The organism is Streptomyces carminius (genome assembly GCF_002794255.1).
Taxonomy (GTDB): domain Bacteria; phylum Actinomycetota; class Actinomycetes; order Streptomycetales; family Streptomycetaceae; genus Streptomyces; species Streptomyces carminius.
Genome location: NZ_PGGW01000005.1, coordinates 19900 through 36003 on the forward strand (window position 1 = coordinate 19900; position 16104 = coordinate 36003).

At 74.5% G+C, this 16104-nt stretch carries 14 protein-coding genes; 4 read left to right on the forward strand and 10 right to left on the reverse strand.

Annotated features, from left to right (window positions below; genetic code table 11):
* Position 1 precedes the first annotated feature (1 nt).
* The 3 genes from CUT44_RS00115 to CUT44_RS00125 all read right to left on the reverse strand — a co-directional run bounded on the left by CUT44_RS00115 (position 2) and on the right by CUT44_RS00125 (position 2778).
* Positions 2 to 301 (reverse strand): DUF4193 domain-containing protein, encoded by a 300-nt coding sequence (locus CUT44_RS00115; protein WP_031508810.1) that lies wholly within the window; start codon positions 299 to 301, stop codon positions 2 to 4.
* A 451-nt stretch (positions 302 to 752) separates the two neighbouring features.
* Positions 753 to 2015, reverse strand: a complete 1263-nt coding sequence (locus CUT44_RS00120) for a sensor histidine kinase (RefSeq protein WP_100200011.1) — start codon at positions 2013 to 2015, stop codon at positions 753 to 755.
* Between the two features lie 109 nt (positions 2016 to 2124).
* The gene (locus CUT44_RS00125; RefSeq protein WP_100200012.1) at positions 2125 to 2778 is read right to left on the reverse strand and encodes a response regulator transcription factor; all 654 of its coding nucleotides are present in this window, start codon (positions 2776 to 2778) and stop codon (positions 2125 to 2127) included.
* Positions 2779 to 3203: 425 nt separating this feature from the next.
* On the opposite strand from CUT44_RS00125, the gene CUT44_RS00130 reads away from it, so the two are divergent.
* Complete coding sequence (locus tag CUT44_RS00130) at positions 3204 to 3389, forward strand: hypothetical protein (RefSeq protein WP_100200013.1); 186 nt, start codon at positions 3204 to 3206, stop codon at positions 3387 to 3389.
* A 99-nt stretch (positions 3390 to 3488) separates the two neighbouring features.
* Here CUT44_RS00130 and CUT44_RS00135 read toward each other — a convergent pair whose 3' ends face one another.
* Entirely contained in the window at positions 3489 to 4289 is an 801-nt protein-coding gene (locus CUT44_RS00135) for an inositol monophosphatase family protein (protein ID WP_100200014.1), read from the reverse strand.
* A gap of 64 nt (positions 4290 to 4353) precedes the next feature.
* Positions 4354 to 5466, reverse strand: a complete 1113-nt coding sequence (locus tag CUT44_RS00140) for a ferrochelatase (RefSeq protein WP_100200015.1) — start codon at positions 5464 to 5466, stop codon at positions 4354 to 4356.
* Between the two features lie 168 nt (positions 5467 to 5634).
* Here CUT44_RS00140 and CUT44_RS00145 point away from each other — a divergent pair, with 168 nt between their 5' ends.
* Together CUT44_RS00145 and sepH are read left to right on the forward strand one after the other, a co-directional pair.
* The gene (locus CUT44_RS00145; RefSeq protein ID WP_100200016.1) at positions 5635 to 6969 is read left to right on the forward strand and encodes a D-arabinono-1,4-lactone oxidase; all 1335 of its coding nucleotides are present in this window, start codon (positions 5635 to 5637) and stop codon (positions 6967 to 6969) included.
* Between the two features lie 490 nt (positions 6970 to 7459).
* Positions 7460 to 8527, forward strand: a complete 1068-nt coding sequence (sepH, locus tag CUT44_RS00150; protein WP_100200017.1) for a septation protein SepH — start codon at positions 7460 to 7462, stop codon at positions 8525 to 8527.
* A 99-nt stretch (positions 8528 to 8626) separates the two neighbouring features.
* On the opposite strand, the gene CUT44_RS00155 is transcribed toward sepH, so the two are convergent.
* A complete protein-coding gene (locus CUT44_RS00155; RefSeq protein ID WP_100200018.1) occupies positions 8627 to 9460 on the reverse strand; it encodes a sulfurtransferase in 834 nt (277 codons plus the stop codon).
* Between the two features lie 143 nt (positions 9461 to 9603).
* Here CUT44_RS00155 and CUT44_RS00160 point away from each other — a divergent pair, with 143 nt between their 5' ends.
* On the forward strand, positions 9604 to 10434 hold the full coding sequence (locus CUT44_RS00160; RefSeq protein ID WP_100200019.1) for a VOC family protein: 831 nt from the start codon (positions 9604 to 9606) through the stop codon (positions 10432 to 10434).
* Between the two features lie 63 nt (positions 10435 to 10497).
* On the opposite strand, the gene CUT44_RS00165 is transcribed toward CUT44_RS00160, so the two are convergent.
* The 4 genes from CUT44_RS00165 to CUT44_RS00180 form a co-directional block, all read right to left on the reverse strand.
* Positions 10498 to 11187: a thymidine kinase gene (locus tag CUT44_RS00165; protein WP_100200020.1), complete on the reverse strand. Its 690-nt coding sequence runs from the start codon at positions 11185 to 11187 to the stop codon at positions 10498 to 10500.
* A 98-nt stretch (positions 11188 to 11285) separates the two neighbouring features.
* Positions 11286 to 12524, reverse strand: a complete 1239-nt coding sequence (locus CUT44_RS00170; RefSeq protein WP_100200021.1) for an alkaline phosphatase family protein — start codon at positions 12522 to 12524, stop codon at positions 11286 to 11288.
* A complete protein-coding gene (locus tag CUT44_RS00175) occupies positions 12524 to 13141 on the reverse strand; it encodes a DUF5998 family protein (protein ID WP_100200022.1) in 618 nt (205 codons plus the stop codon). The genes CUT44_RS00170 and CUT44_RS00175 overlap by 1 nt, the downstream gene beginning before the upstream one ends.
* 27 nt (positions 13142 to 13168) lie before the next feature.
* Entirely contained in the window at positions 13169 to 16000 is a 2832-nt protein-coding gene (locus CUT44_RS00180; protein ID WP_100200023.1) for a bifunctional acetate--CoA ligase family protein/GNAT family N-acetyltransferase, read from the reverse strand.
* Between the last annotated feature and the right edge of the window lie 104 nt (positions 16001 to 16104).

The following is a 16104-nucleotide window of genomic DNA, read 5'->3' on the forward strand; positions in this document are numbered from 1 at the left end:
CTCAGGCCGCGCAGTCGCGGCAGATGGGGTGGCCGTTCTTCTCCGCCGCCAGCTGCGAGCGGTGGTGGACCAGGAAGCAGCTCATACAGGTGAACTCGTCGGCCTGACGAGGCAGCACCCGCACGGACAGCTCCTCGTTGGAGAGGTCCGCACCGGGCAGCTCGAGGCCCTCGGCCTGCTCGAACTCGTCGACGTCGACGGTCGAGGCGGCCTTGTCGTTCCGCCGGGCCTTCAGCTCCTCGATGCTGTCCTCATTGACATCGTCATCGGTCTTGCGTGGAGTGTCGTAGTCGGTTGCCATGTCGCTCTCCCCCTCTGGGTGTCTGTGGTTTCTCCAGCGCACGTAACGCGCGAGAGGCCGGACTTGTGCCCGACCCGAGGCGGAGATTTTGCCTCACATCAAGCCCTGTTACTCAATCGACACCCAACCGCACCCCTGATGGGGTGACCGGGCCGGCCGCCGATCAGGGCCGGGGGCGGCCCGAATGTCGCACTTTGCGTGCACCGTCTCCCCTCTTTTCCACAATGGAGACCTGCGAAAACATGGATTTTCCGGCATTTTTCGGCGGCTTCTTGATCGGCGGTCGCGGACGGCGGAAAAAATCGCGTGTGTGATCGATCACAACCGGCCGGACGTGCTGCCAGAACCGTCCGAAAACCTCATTTCCCTCTCGCCCGGAGAGCTCCGCCGCCCCTGCCGGATACCCCGTATCCCGCCGTTCACCAGCTCCGGAGCGGGATGCGCGGCACCGTCAGGCGGGCAGGGTGACCCGTACCGTCAGACCGCCCTGCTCCCGGGGGGCGGCGGTGACCGTACCACCGTGTGCGCGCACCACCGACCGCACGATCGACAGCCCCAGGCCGACGCCCTTGTCGCTGCCGGTGCGCTCGGTGCGCAGCCGCCGGAAGGGCTCGAAGAGGTTGTCGACCTCGTACGCGGGCACCACCGGACCGGTGTTCTCCACCTCCAGCACCGCCTGCCCCGGCTGCGCCCGGGTGCCGACCGAGACCCAGCCGTCCGCCGGGACGTTGTGGCGCACGGCGTTCTGCACCAGGTTCAGCGCGACCCTCTCCAGCAGCACTCCGTTGCCGTTCACGTACACCGGCAGCCGGGCGCCGCGCAGCTCCACCCCCTTGGCCCGGGCCTCGCCGCGCGTCTGGTCCAGTGCCCGGTCCGCGACCTCGGCCAGGTCCACGGGCCGGCGGTCGACGATCTCGTTCTCGCTGCGGGCGAGCAGCAGCAGTCCCTCCACCAGCTGCTCGCTGCGCTCGTTCGTGGCGAGCAGGGTCCTGCCCAGCTGGACCACCTCCGGCGACGCCTCGGGGTCGGAGAGCTGCACCTCCAGCAGGGTGCGGTTGATCGCCAGCGGGGTGCGCAGCTCGTGCGAGGCGTTGGCGACGAACCGCTGCTGAGCGGTGAACGCCCGGTCCAGCCGGTCCAGCATCTGGTCGAAGGTGTCGGACAGCTCCTTCAGCTCGTCGTCCGGCCCGTCCAGCTCGATCCGGCGGTGCAGATCGGAGCCCGCGACCCGCTGGGCGGTGCGCGTGATGCGCTCCAGCGGCGACAGCACCCGGCCCGCCATGACGTAGCCGAAGGCGAAGGCGGCCACCGCCAGGCCCAGCAGCGCCAGCAGGGAGCGGTTCAGCAGCTCGTCCAGGGCGAGCTCCCGCTGCAGCTCGACGCACCGCTGGACGGCGGCGGTCAGCTCCTCGGGCGTGAGGCTCCGGCCGTCCTGGGTGGCGGGGAGGCTGCAGACGGTGTCGGAGGTCTGGATCCGCACGCTCAGGATCTGGAACGGCAGCCGGCTGCCGTCCCGCAGCGCCTGGGCCGCCAGCAGATAGATGATCGCCAGCAGCACCATCCCCGCGATCAGGAACATCCCGCCGTACAGCAGGGTCAGCCGGATGCGGATGGTGGGCCGCAGCCAGGGGGAGCGGCCGGGCTGGAAGGGGTCCCAGGTGGGCTTGGGGGGCGGTACGGGGGGCGGTGGGCCGGCGGACGCGGAGGAGGTCATGAGGGCTCGCAGACGGCTCGGGCGGCACGGGTGGGCACGGATGGGCACAGGTGGGCGCAGGTGGGCACGGGCGGCCGGGGGATCACGGGCGGCCGGGGCGGCCGGCGGCTCAGACGCGGTATCCCGAGCCGGGCACGGTGACGATCACCGGCGGCTCGCCGAGCTTGCGGCGCAGGGTCATCACGGTGACCCGCACCACGTTGGTGAAGGGATCGGCGTTCTCGTCCCAGGCCTTCTCCAGTAGCTGCTCGGCCGAGACCACCCGTCCCTCGCTGCGCATCAGCACCTCCAGCACCGCGAACTCCTTGGGTGCCAGCTGGACCTGCCGGCCGTCCCGGAACACCTCCCGGCGGCCCGGGTCCAGCCTGATCCCGGCCCGCTCCAGCACCGGTGGCAGGGCGGCGGTGCTGCGGCGGCCGAGCGCCCGCACCCGGGCGATCAGCTCGCGGAAGGCGAACGGCTTGGGCAGGTAGTCGTCCGCGCCCAGTTCCAGCCCCTCCACCCGGTCGCTGACGTCGCCGGACGCGGTGAGCATCAGCACCCGGGTGGGCAGCCCCAGCTCGATGATCCGGCGGCAGACGTCGTCGCCGTGGACCAGGGGCAGGTCGCGGTCGAGGACCACCACGTCGTAGTCGTTGACCCCGACGCGCTCCAGGGCCGCGGCGCCGTCGTACACCACGTCCACTGCCAGGGCCTCCCGGCGCAGGCCGGTGGCCACGGCGTCGGCGAGCAGCTGCTCGTCCTCGACGACGAGTACGCGCACTGGGGTGTCCTTCCCTTCGGGGCCCGCGGTCGTCCGGGGGCCGGGGTGCTGCCGGGCTGTCTCCATCCTGCCCCCGGCCTCCGTAAACGGGTGGTAAAGCGGGCGGCGGGGCAGGAGGTGAACAGGGGGTGAAACAGAGGGTGGGACGGGGACGGGGGCAGGCCCGCCGCGGTGATCCGCGGAAAATCCGTTTCCGCTGAGGTTTCTCTGAGGTTTCAGATGGGGAAGACGACACCACACCCGCGATCACGTCCTGTAGACGGCAGGTCACGACCCCGTCCCTCGGTTCTCTCGGTTCCCCCGCCTCCTCCCGAGGCTCCTCCCCGAAGCACCGAAGGGGTCGGTCGACCGTTCCGGGGACCACACCGTGATCGTCCCACCCTCGGCACACCCCCGTGCCAACGACCATGACGAGGGGGCGCACCATGGACGCGTTCACCGCAGGCATTCTGCAGCGCATACGGACCACCGAGTCCGATCTGCTCCGCGCTCGCGAGTCGGGCGACGACTTCCTGGCGGACGTCGAGCAGGCGGAGCTCGAGGATCTGCGCCGTCTGGCCGCCGAGTACGGAGTGGAAGTGGAGGCGGGCGCCGCCGGCGTCTGCTCCTGACCTGTCGTTCACCCGACGGCGCCCCGGGATTCTCCCGGGGCGCCGTCGTGCGCACGGCCCGGACCGGGCGCCGGCATGCGCACCGTCCGGGTGGGGCGCTCAGTCGTGCCAGGCCCCCAGTTCCTCCAGCAGCGGCTGCAGGACGGCGAAGACCCCGGGCGAGGCGGCCACCGTCAGGTCGTGGTCCGGCGGGAGACCGGGCCGGCCGCCGGTGAGCGCGCCCCCCTCACGGGCGACCAGGGCGCCCGCGGCGGCGTCCCAGGGGTGCAGTCCGCGCTCGAAGAAGCCGTCCAGCCGGCCTGCCCCGACGTCGCACAGGTCGATGGCCGCCGAGCCGGACCGGCGGATGTCGCGGACCTTCGGCAGCAGGGCGCGGGCCACCTCCGCCTGGGCGGTACGGATCTCGGTGACGTAGTTGAAGCCGGTGCCGATCAGCGCCTGGTCCAGCGGCGGCGAGGGACGGCAGCGCACCGGCTCCCCGTTCCGCCGGGCGCCCTCCCCCAGCACCGCGTGGTACGTCTCGCCGCGCGGCGGGATCGCCACCACGCCGACGACGGTCTCGCCCTCGCACTCGGCGGCGATGGAGACGGACCAGCCCGGCAGCCCGTAGAGGTAGTTCACGGTGCCGTCGATCGGGTCGATGACCCAGCGCACCCCGCTGCTGCCCTCGCTGGACGCCCCCTCCTCGCCCAGGAAGCCGTCGTCGGGGCGGTGTTCGGCCAGATATCCGGTGATCAGCTTCTCGGAGGCGAGGTCCATCTCGGTGACGACGTCGACGGGGCTGCTCTTGGTGGCGGCCACCCCCAGATCGGCGGGGCGGCCCTCCAGCAGCAGCGCCCCCGCCCGGCGGGCGGCCTCCAGGGCGAGGTCGAGCAGTTCGGTCCTGAGCCTGTCGGTCACGTCTCTCCTCGCTTCTCCCGGGTCTCTCCCGGGTACTGCCGGACGGCGGGTGGGGTACGCGCGGTCACGCGTACGGGCTGTCGGCGCCCGCCGCGGCGGGCCGTTCGGTCCGGCCCGGGCAGCAGCCCGCCGGGCACACGTCGTGGCTGGGCCCCAGCGCGCCCAGCGTGCGGCGCTCGGGGTGTCCGCCCCGCTCGGCGGCGGCGCGCTCCAGCACCAGCTCCCGCACGGCCGCGGCGAACCGCGGGTCCGCGCCGACCGTGGCGGACCGCGCCACCGGCAGGCCGAGTTCCTCCGCCTTCGCCCTCGCCTCGGTGTCCAGGTCGTAGATGACCTCCATGTGGTCCGAGACGAACCCGACGGGGACCAGCACCGCCCCGGGCACCCCCCGCCCGTGCAGGTCCGCCAGGTGGTCGCAGACGTCCGGCTCCAGCCAGGGGATGTGCGGGGCACCGCTGCGGGACTGGTAGACCAGCTCCCAGGGGCGGTCGACGCCGGTCTCCGCGCGCACCGCGTCGGCGATCACCCGCGCCACGTCCAGGTGCTGCGCGACGTACGCGCCGCCGGCGGGGCCGGAGGTCTCGGCCTGGGCGGTGGGGATGGAGTGGGTGGTGAAGACCAGGTGCGCCCCGTCGCGGACGGCGGCGGGCAGTTCGGCGAGCGCGGCCAGCACCCCGTCGGTCACGGGCCGGACGAAGCCGGGGTGGTTGAAGTAGTGCCGCAGCTTGTCCACCCGCGGCGGCGCCAGCCCCTCCCGCTCCAGGGCGGCGAGCGCGTCGGCGAGGTTCTCCCGGTACTGGCGGCAGCCGGAGTACGAGGCGTAGGCGCTGGTGGCCAGCGTCAGGACGCGGCGCCGGCCGTCCTTCGCCATCTCGCGCAGGGTGTCGGTCAGATACGGCGCCCAGTTGCGGTTGCCCCAGTAGACGGGCAGGTCCAGGCCGTGCGCGGCGAAGTCCTCGCGCAGGGCGGCGAGCAGCTCGCGGTTCTGGGCGTTGATCGGACTGACCCCGCCGAAGAGGTGGTAGTGCTGCCCCACCTCCGCCAGACGCTCCCGCGGGATCCCCCGGCCGCGGGTGACGTTCTCCAGGAACGGGACCACGTCCTCGGGGCCCTCCGGCCCTCCGAAGGAGAGCAGCAGCAGGGCGTCGTAGGGACGGGCGTCAAGGACATCGGACATGCTCCCGATCCTGCCATCCGGCTCCGGCGTTCTCTCCCGTGACCCGCTGCGCACCGGTATCCGTCCGGCGGCGGCCGTGAGTATGATCGCCCCCCACCGGCCGGGCCGGCCGGTGGCGGCGGGTCTCCGGCCCGGTGCGGGCGGACCGCGGGAGGCCAGGTGTCGAGGATGACCGTGCGCACGGCCCGCCGGGGCCGCGGCCTCGCGCCGCCGGCCTGGCGCAACTGGGCGGGCACCGCCGAGGTCCGGCCGCTGCGGACCGTCGCTCCCGCCACCACCGGGGCGCTGGCCGAGGTGGTGCGCCGGGCCGCCGAGGACGGGCTGCGGGTCAAGGCCGCCGGGACCGGTCACTCGTTCACGGCCGCGGCCGTCACCGACGGGGTGCTGATACGGCCCGACCGCCTCACCGGCATACGCCGGATCGACCGCGCGGCGGGGACGGTGACCGCCGCCGCCGGGACCACCCTGCGGCACCTCAACCGGGAGCTGGCCGCCGCGGGGCTGTCGCTGACCAACATGGGCGACATCATGGAGCAGACCGTCTCCGGCGCGGTCTCCACCGGCACCCACGGCACCGGCCGCGGCTCCGGCTCGCTCGCCGCCCAGCTCCGTGCCCTGGAACTGGTGCTCGCCGACGGCTCGGTGCTGCGCTGCTCGCCGGAGGAGAACGCCGACGTGTTCGCCGCGGCCCGGACCGGGCTGGGGGCGCTGGGGGTGATCAGCGAGGTCACCCTCGCCGTGGAGCCGCTGTTCCTGCTGACCGCCCGTGAGGAGCCCATGCACCTCGGCGCGGTGCTGGCGGACTTCGAGCACCTGGTGCGCGACAACGAGCACTTCGAGTTCTACTGGTTCCCGCACACCGACCGCTGCGTCACCAAGCGCAACAACCGCAGCCCCGGCCCGGCCGCCCCGCTGCCGCCGTTCGGGGGCTGGCTGACGGACGAGTTCCTCTCCAACGGGGTTTTCCAGGCCGCCTGCTCGCTGGGCCGGGCCGTGCCGCCGGCCGTTCCGGGCATCGCCCGGATCGCCGGCCGGGCGCTGGGGGCCCGTACGTACACCGACATCCCCTACAAGGTGTTCACCTCCCCGCGCCGGGTGCGCTTCGTGGAGATGGAGTACGCCCTGCCGCGCGCGGCCGCGCCGGCGGCACTGCGCGAGCTCGCGGACCTGGTGGAGCGCTCGGACCTGCGGGTGGGTTTCCCCGTGGAGGTACGGGTCACGCCCGCCGACGACATCACGCTCTCCACGGCGTCGGGCCGCGAGACCGCCTACGTCGCGGTGCACCAGTACCGGGGCGTCCCGCACGAGCGGTACTTCACGGCGGCCGAGCGGATCATGACCGCCCACGGGGGACGCCCGCACTGGGGGAAGCTGCACAGCCGCGACGCGGAGTACCTGGCGGGCGTCTACCCCCGCTTCGGGGAGTTCACCGCGCTGCGCGACCGGCTGGACCCCGCCCGGGTGTTCGGCAACGACTACCTGCGGCGCGTGCTGGGGGACTGACGGCCCGGCACGCAGGGCCCGACCGAGCCGCCGATCCGGCCGCCGTCACCCTGCGTCCGCGTCCATCCCCCTCCCGGGACGGTCGCACATATCTTCCCGGCGTCTTCCCGGCAGCCCCGCCGCGCCGCCCCCGCCGAGTGCTCCGGAGGCCGGACGGCGGTTCCGTTCCGGTGGATTCCGTGCGGATCCGGGCCCGTACCGCCCGGCCCCCGGGGTCCGCGTGGTTTTCAACTCACCGCGGCTGTGAGAACTTGGGCGGCGTGCCGATCCCCCGGCATGGCCCCAATGGAGTAGTGTGACGAGCCCTGGCCCTGGTCCCGGTCGGCCAGTATCACACAGGGTGACCACAGTGGTCGCCCTGAGTGGGAAACAGTCAACCGTGCCACAGCGGCGGATCGGGGTGCGGGCCCGACACGCCGGGCAAGTCGGCAAGGTTGTGGCAGGCTGCACCCGGGCACGCCACACTCGTCTAGCGGGAGCAGCGACGCACGTGACGTCGGCAGGCACCACCCGGGAGGTTCCCATGCCCGAACTGCGTGTCGTGGCCGTCAGCAACGACGGCACACGGCTGGTGCTGAAGGCTGCCGACAGCACGGAGTACACACTTCCGATCGACGAGCGGCTGCGCGCCGCCGTCCGGAACGACCGTGCCCGGCTGGGGCAGATCGAGATCGAGGTCGAGAGCCATCTGCGGCCGCGGGACATCCAGGCCCGGATAAGGGCCGGCGCCTCCGCCGAGGAGGTCGCCCAGCTCGCGGGCATCCCCGTGGACCGCGTACGCCGGTTCGAGGGGCCGGTGCTGGCCGAGCGCGCCTTCATGGCCGAGCGGGCCCGCAAGACACCGGTCCGCCGCCCCGGCGAGAGCGCCGGTCCCCAGCTCGGCGAGATCGTCTCCGAGCGGCTGACGCTGCGCGGCGCCGACAAGGACACGGTCCGGTGGGACTCCTGGCGGCGGGACGACGGCACCTGGGAGGTGCTGCTCGTCTACCGGGTGGCCGGCGAACCGCACTCCGCGAGCTGGACGTACGACCCGCCGCGGCGGCTGGTGCAGGCCGTGGACGACGAGGCGCGGACACTCATCGGGGAGAGCGACGACACCCCCGAGCCGAGCTTCCCGTTCGTGCCGCGCATCGCCCGGCTGCCGCGCGACCGCTTCGACCGCGCGGACCGGGGCGAGGCCGAGGAGGACGCCGCCTCCGGGCTGCCGGAGACCGTCGGCCAGGACGGCGAGCGGGACTCCCTGACCAGCCTGCTGGAGGCGGTGCCCAGCTTCCGGGGCGACCTCGTCGTGGCGGACCAGCCCGCCGCGGTGGACGGCGAGCCCGAGGAGGCGGCCGAGGAGGCGGAGCCGGTGGAGCCCCCCGCGCCCGCGGCGAGCGCGGGAAGCGCCTACGCCGATGTGCTGATGCCCCGGTCGGTCGCCGGTCACCGCGACCGTCTCACGGGCACCACCGACCGCCAGGCCGAGGCGGACGGCGTCCGCCCGGGGCGGCGGGCGGCGGTCCCCAGCTGGGACGAGATCGTCTTCGGTACGCGCCGCAAGAAGCAGGGCGAGTGAGCACCGCGGCGTGAGCCGCGCCGGGGCCGGCCGCGCGGGTGGTGTCATGTCCGCACGGCCGGCCCTCCGGCAGCTGTGTCCCGTGTGCCTCGTGGCGCCTCAGCCCGGCCCGGGGCCCGTGGCCACCGGACGGGAGGGGTCGGCGCACCAGTGCGACCAGGAACCCACGTACAGCGCCGCGTCGATGCCCGCGACCGCCAGCGCGAGGACCTCGTGGGCCGCGGAGACGCCCGAACCGCAGTAGACCCCGGTCCTGGTGCCGGGTGTGACGCCCAGGGCGGCGAACCGGGCGGCCAGTTCGGCGGGCGGACGCAGGGTGCCGTCGGCGCGGGCGTTCTCGGTGGTGGGCGCCGGGACCGCGCCCGGGATGTGGCCGGCCACCGGGTCGATCGGCTCGGTCTCGCCCCGGTAGCGCTCGGCCGCGCGGGCGTCCAGCAGCACCCCGGAGCGGGCCAGGGCCGCGGCATCCTCGGCGTCGAGCACCGGGAGCGCCCCGGGCCGGGGGACGAAGTCGCCCTCGGGCGGGTCGGGGACTTCCCGGGTCAGCGGGCCCTCCCAGGCCGCCAGGCCGCCGTCCAGCACCCGTACGTCGCCGTGCCCCGCCCAGCGCAGCAGCCACCAGGCGCGGGCCGCGGCCCAGCCGTGGCCGCCGTCGTGGACCACCACCGGGCGGTCGTGGCGGACCCCGGCCCGGCGCATCGCCGCCCCGAAGTCCGCCGGATCGGGGAGCGGGTGACGCCCCGTCCCCTCCCTCACCGCTCCGGCCAGTTCGGTGTCGAGGTCGACGTACACGGCACCCGGCAGATGGCCCGCCTCGTACGCGGGGCGCCCGAGCCGGGCGCCCTGCTGCCAGCGGACATCGAGCAGCACGGGCGGGGTAGACGTTCCGTTGAGTTCCCGCGCGAGTTGGGTAGGGGAGACGATGACTGCCATGGCCGTATCCTCGCGCGGTCCTGCCCGGATGTCCTCTCCCGCCCCGGCGCGGCGAGGAAGCGGATGAGAGCATGAGCACCGACCGTGCGGGAACGGTCACAAGTGGCCGCGTCGACGACGGTCCCGAGGAGAGAAGTGAAGAGATGACGCAGGCAGCGACCCGGCACGCGCCGGGGGTTCCCAGCTGGGTGAGTCTGCTGGTCCGCGACTCGGACGCGAGCCGGGAGTTCTACCACGAGTTGTTCGGCTGGGAGTACCGGCCGGGGCCCGGGGAGGCCGGGCAGCACTTCCGCGCCGTGCTCGACGGGCGCCAGGTCGCGTGCCTCACCCGCATGCGGCCCGGGGTGCACCGGCTCGCCGGCTGGCTGCCGTATCTGAGGGCCGACGACGCCGACAGGGCGGCCGAGCTGGCCCGGATGTGCGGCGGTACGGTCGGGGTGGGGCCGCTGGGCGCCGAGGGAATGGGCCGGGTGGCGGTCGCCTCGGACCCGGGCGGGGCCACGTTCGGCATCTGGCAGTCGGAGGAGCGTTCCGCCGCGCACATGAACGGTGGACCGGGCACCGTGGTGTGGCACGAGCTGATCACCCCTCGCACCTCGCTGGTGGAGAAGTTCTACGAGACGGTCTTCGGTCTGGAGGCCGAAGCGGTGCGGGAGCCGCCGGCCTCCGTGGAGCCGGCGGGCTCCGCGGAGCCCGTGAGCGCCGCCGGGGCCGGGGAGGAGACCGACTACCTCACCGTGTCCGCGCGCGGCCGGATCGTCGGGGGCATACACGGCGTCGGGGCGGCGCTGCCCCGCGACCGCGGTTCGCACTGGCTGATGTACGTCGAGGTGGCGGACACCGACGCGGCGGTGCGCCGGGTGACCGAGCTGGGCGGCCGGGTGCTGCGGCCGCCGCAGGATACGCCGCGCGGGCGGGTGGCACGGGTCGCCGACCGCGAGGGCGCGCCCTTCGCGGTGATCACGGACCGGTGACGGGCGGCGGCGACGGGCCGCGGGGCCCGTCGCCCGCGTCGTGCCGACGCCCGCCCGGGCGCCCTACGGCCGGGCGGGCGCCGGAGTGTCCGCGCCGCCGTCCACGGGCAGCACGTCCGGGGACAGCGCGCCCGCCCCGGCCGTCGCCGCGGTGAGCCGGCGCCGGTGATGGCGCCGGCACAGCACCTCGTAGCCGATGTCCTCCCCCTGTGCGCCCCCGGGTCCCGCCACGTCCCCGACGACCACCTGGGCGCCCTCGACGACCATCTTCCCGCCGACCGTACGGGCGTTGTGCGTGGCCCGCGCGCCGCACCAGCACAGCGCCTCGACCTGGAGCGACTCGATCCGGTCGGCCAGCTCGATCAGCCGCCGGGAGCCGGGGAAGAGGTGGGTCCTGAAGTCCGTCATGATGCCGAAGGCGAAGACGTCGATGCCCAGGTCGTCGACGACCCGGGCGAGCTGGTCCACCTGCTCGGGCGCGAGGAACTGCGCCTCGTCCGCGATGACGTAGTCGGTGCGGCCGCCCGCCGTCAGATGCCGTACCAGATGGGCGTGGAAGTCGAAGCCCTCGCCCGCCTCGACGGCCTCGGTGACCAGGCCCAGCCGGGAGGACAGCCGTCCCCGCCCCGCCCGGTCGTCGCGGGTGAAGATCATCCCCGACAGACCTCGCGCCGAGCGGTTGTGCTGGATCTGGAGGGCGAGGGTGGACTTCCCGCAGTCCATCGTTCCGGCGAAGAAGACCAGTTCGGGCATGGGCGGTTCGAAGACCTTTCGGCGGGCGGGCAGAACGGACGGACGGGGGCGGGCGGGCGGGCAGGAGGACCCGGGCGGGCACGGCGGCCGGCACCGGATCAGGTGCGGACCTCCAGCAGGGGGACGAACTGCTCGGCAGGCGTCATGGAACCGTGCATGCCGATCAGTTCGGACTCCTTCGGCTCGGTCTCGGTGGCGACGACCGCGACCGGGTCGCTCATCGCGACCACCACGTCGCCGATCCGGGCGAGCACCCGGTCGTCCACCCGCGGGCCGAACCAGCCCAGTTCGACCGCCTCGTCCCGGGCGGCCACCCAGGCCCGCTCCCCCAGGACCTCGCGCCACACGGCCAGGACGTCGCCGGCCGCGCCCGGCACGGCGTACAGATGGCGGGCCCGGCCCTCGCCGCCGAGCCGCGCCACGCCCGCGCGCAGCTCCCAGTCCTCGTCGAAGTCGTAGCGGGACTCCGGCTCCCGGGGGATGTCCACCATGCCGTGGTCGGCGGTGACGTAGAGGACCGAGCGCGGCGGCAGTTGCTCGGCCAGCCGCCGGGCGAGCCGGTCCACGTACCTCAGCTGGCCGCGCCAGGCCTCGGAGTCCACCCCGTGGCGGTGGCCGTTGCCGTCGAGTTCGGCGTAGTACGTGTAGACCAGGGTGCGGTCGGCCGCGCCCAGCCGGTCGGCGGCGAAGTCCATCCGCTCCTCGGCCGGGAGCCTGCCGTGGAAGGTGCCGCCGGAGAGCGCGACCCGGGTGAGCGGGGTGTGCTCGAAGTGCGGCGCGGTGACCTGGCAGACGGCGATCCCGGCGGCGTCGGCGAGCTGGAAGACCGTGGGGTACGGCTGCCAGGCGTGCGGGTCCGTCCACGGCTGCCAGCGGAGCTGGTTCATCAGCCCGCCGGTCGCCGGGTCGAGCACGGTGTAGCCGGGCAGCCCGTGGACGCCGGGGACCTGTCCGGTGCCCACCGAGGCCAGCGAGGTGGCGGTGGTGGACGGGAAGCCCGCGGTGATCGGCTCGCCGGTGCCGCCCCGGGAGGTGGACAGCAGCGAGTGCAGGAAGGGCGCCTCGCCGGGGTGGTCGGCCAGCAGGTCCCAGCCCAGACCGTCCACCAGGAACACGCAGGCCCGGTCGGCGGGCTTCAGGCCGAGCCCGGAGGTCATCCCGGGCACGTCCAGTCCGGCGGCGACGGCGGGCAGCAGGTCGGCCAGCGAGCCCTCGCCGTAGCGCGGCACGGGCGCGCCGCGCGGATCCAGCGGAGCCGCCTCGTCCGGGACTTCACCCGGGACTCCGGGTACGGCCGGTTCCTGCGGAGCCGGACCGTGCGGGGCGGACCGGGCCATCAGCGTGTGCCGCTCGCCGCCGCGGCGGTCGTCGTCGCGGTGGCCGCGGTGGCTTCGGAGAGGGCCTGGGCGAAGGCGAGCGTCTGGCGGACGGTGTCCGGTCCGTCGCCGGTCTCGCTGACCCGCAGCGACAGGTCGTCGGCGGTGAGCGAGCCCGTGTAGCCGTGGTCCGCCTCGCAGTTGGGGTCCCCGCAGTTGGCGGGCTCCATGTCCACCCGGGAGACGGCCCCCCAGCCGATGGTCAGGACGACCTCGCGGGGCAGCGTGCCGGGCGTGTAGGACTCGGGGTTGGCCACCACCCGGCTGAGGACGACCGAGGAGATCCGCTCCAGCTTCACCGACTCGGTGGAGGTCGTGGCGTACGGCGACGGGGAGGTGCCGTCGGCGGGCTGCTCGTCGGTGTGGCTGACGATGAAGCGGTTGCCGGTGAGCACCAGCACCGTGACATGGCGGCGGACCTCGTTGGAGTCGAACGTGGTCTCCTGGTGGACCACGTACGAGGACACCGGCTCACCGCCCACGGCGGACTCGACCGCCTCGGCCACCAGAGCCGGGTAGTAGCCGCTGCGCTCGATCGCCGCGCGCAGCCCCTTGGTCGTCGTACCGGTCTTCGCCATGCGGACCATCCTACGGGGATCGGACGGTCAGTACGCGGGCAGGCGGCGGGGACCCTGGTCGGACCAGGCGGGATAGCCCGTACCGAGGGCGGCGGGCGCGTCGGCGACCCGGACGGCCGCGTCCAGGACGGCCAGGCCCGAAGCGGCGACGACCACCGGTTCCAGGTCGACGGAGACGATCCCGGGATGCTCCTCCACCAGCCGGGACACCCGCAGCAGCAACTCCTCCAGGGCGGCGGTGTCCACCGGCTGGGCTCCGCGCCAGCCGAACAGCACCGGCGCGGAGCGGATGGCGCGCACCAGTTCCGCGGCGTCCCGGTCGGTGACGGGGACGAGCCGGTGGGCGGTGTCGCCCAGCAGCTCGGAGGGTGGCCCGGCGAGCCCGAAGGAGAGCACCGCGCCGATGGCCGGGTCCACGGTGGCCTGGACGACGGTGTCCACCCCGCGCCGGGCCATGGCCTGGACCACGGGCCGCAGTTCGGCGGGGCTGCCGAGCTGCCCGGTCAGCTCGGCCCAGGCGTGCCGCAGGCCGGTCTCGTCGGCGATGTCCAGCCGTACGCCGCCCAGGTCGGCGCGGTGGCGCAGATGCGGGGCGGTGGTCTTCAGCGCCACGGGGTAGCCGAGCCGCCGCGCGGCCGCCGCGGCGGCGTCCGCGTCGGGGGCGGGCAGGGCGGGCCGTACCGCGATGCCGTAGTGCCGCAGCAGTTCGGCCGCCTCCTCGCGGGTCAGCGGTGTGCTGCGGTGCGTCTCGCGGTCCCGCTCCGGGCGGCGGTCCAGGGCGCGGTCCAGTACGGCGGAGGCGGCCGCCGCGTCGATGTCCTCGTACTCGGGGACCCGGCCCGGCGCGGCGGCCTCGCGCCGCCACCGGGCGTAGCGGACGGCCTCCGCCAGGGCGCCCACGGCGCGTTCGGGCGCGGGGTAGGCGGGCAGGCCGTGCTCGGCCAGGGCGGCGTCCAGCCCCTCGATGGCCAGATGGACCACGGCCACCGGCTTGGCGGCAGCGGCGGGGGTCCCGGGGGCGTCGGTGTCGGCGGGAGCGTCGGAGGTCCCGGCGGGGGCGTCGGTGTCGGCGGGGGCCGAGGAGGGCTGGGGGCCGGCCTCGCGCAGCGCCGCGGCCAGCTCGGCCGCCCCCCAGTCCTCCTCGGCCCCCTCCACCCGGGGGATCGCGGCGACCACGACGGCGTCGTTGGCCGGATCGGCGAGCGCGGCGCGCAGGGCGGTGCGGAAGTCCCCGGGGGCGGCCTCGGGGGTCAGACCGGTGGTGAGCCGTGGACGCAGTCCCCGGGCCAGGCAGGCGTCGTAGGTGAGCAGGCACAGCGACTCGGCGTTGCCGAGGATGCCCACCCGCGGGCCCGCGGGCAGCGGCTGGGCGGCCAGCAGCACGCCGGTGTCGATGAGTTCGGTGACGGTGTCGACGCGGATCACCCCGGCCTGCCGCAGCAGCGAGGAGACCGTGGCGTCGGGGGTGCGCCCGGCGGGCACGGCGTGGCCGGGCGGCGGGACGCTGGCGCTGTGCCGGGCGCCCTTGACCACGACGATCGGCTTGCGGGCGGCGGTGCGCCGGGCCAGCCTGTTGAACTTCCGGGGGTTGCCGAAGGACTCCAGGTACATCAGGACGACGTCGGTGTCCGGGTCGTCGTCCCAGTACTGGAGCACGTCGTTGCCGGAGACGTCGGCGCGGTTCCCGGCGGAGACGAAGGTGGAGACGCCCACCAGCCCCCGGCCGCGGCGGTGCAGGGCGTCCAGCACGGCGATGCCGATGGCCCCGGACTGGGTGAACAGCCCGATGCGCCCGGGCTCGGGGGTCCACGGCGACAGGGTGGTGTTGAGCCAGGTACCGGGGGCGGTGTTGATCACCCCGAAGGCGTTGGGCCCGATGATGCGCATGCCGTACGAGCGGGCCTGCCGGACCAGCTCGCGCTGCTCCTCGCGGCCGAAGTCGGCGGAGAGGACGACCAGTCCCCGCACCCCCCGCGCACCGCACTCGGCGACGACCCCGGGCACCTCCTCGGCGGGCACGGCGACGACGGCCAGGTCGACGGGCTCGGGGATCTCGTGCACGAAGCGGTGCGCGGGCACCGAGCCGATCTCGGCGGTCTGGGGCAGGAAGGCGCGGTTGACGGCGTAGACGCGTCCGGTGAAGCCCGCCGCCCGCAGGCTCGCCAGGACGGTGCGCCCGGCGCCGCGGGAGATACGGCTGACACCGATGACGGCGACCGAGTCGGGGGACAGCAGCCGCTGCACGGAGCGGGCCTCGGCACGCTGCTCACGGGCCCGCATGACCGCCAGGGACTGCTCGGTCGGTGTGATGCCGAAGGTGAGGTGGACCGTGCCGTCCTCGAAGGTGCGCTTCTGGGCGTAGCCCGCGTCCGTGAAGACCTTGACCATCCGGATGTTGGCGGGCAGCACCTCGGCGACGAAGCGGCGCACCCCGCGCTCCCGGGCGCAGGCGGCGATGTGCTCCAGGAGGGCGGAGCCCACGCCGCGGCCCTGGTGGTCGTCGCGGACCAGGAAGGCGACCTCGGCCTCGTCGGCGGGCAGTGCGGCGGGACGGCCCAGGTGGTCGATGCGGTCGTAGCGGACGGTGGCGATGAACTCGCCGCCGACGACGGCGGCCAGCCCGACCCGGTCGACGTGGTCGTGGTGGGTGAAGCGGCGTACGTCGCGGTCGGACAGATGCGGGTAGGGGGCGAAGAAGCGGTAGTACTTCGACTGGTCGGAGACCTGCTCGTAGAACCCGACCAGACGGTCGGCGTCCTCGGGGGTGATGGGCCGGATCCGGGCCGTGCCGCCGTCGCGCAGCACCACGTCGGCCTCCCAGTGGGCGGGGTAGGCAGGCTCCTCGGTCGGCGTCCGCATGGGCCCAGCCTAATCACTCGCGCCCCGGGCGTTCCGGTCCGCGGCGGCGGTACGGGTGTGCGGTACCGGGTCCGCGGTACGGGTGTGCGGCACCGGGTCCGCGG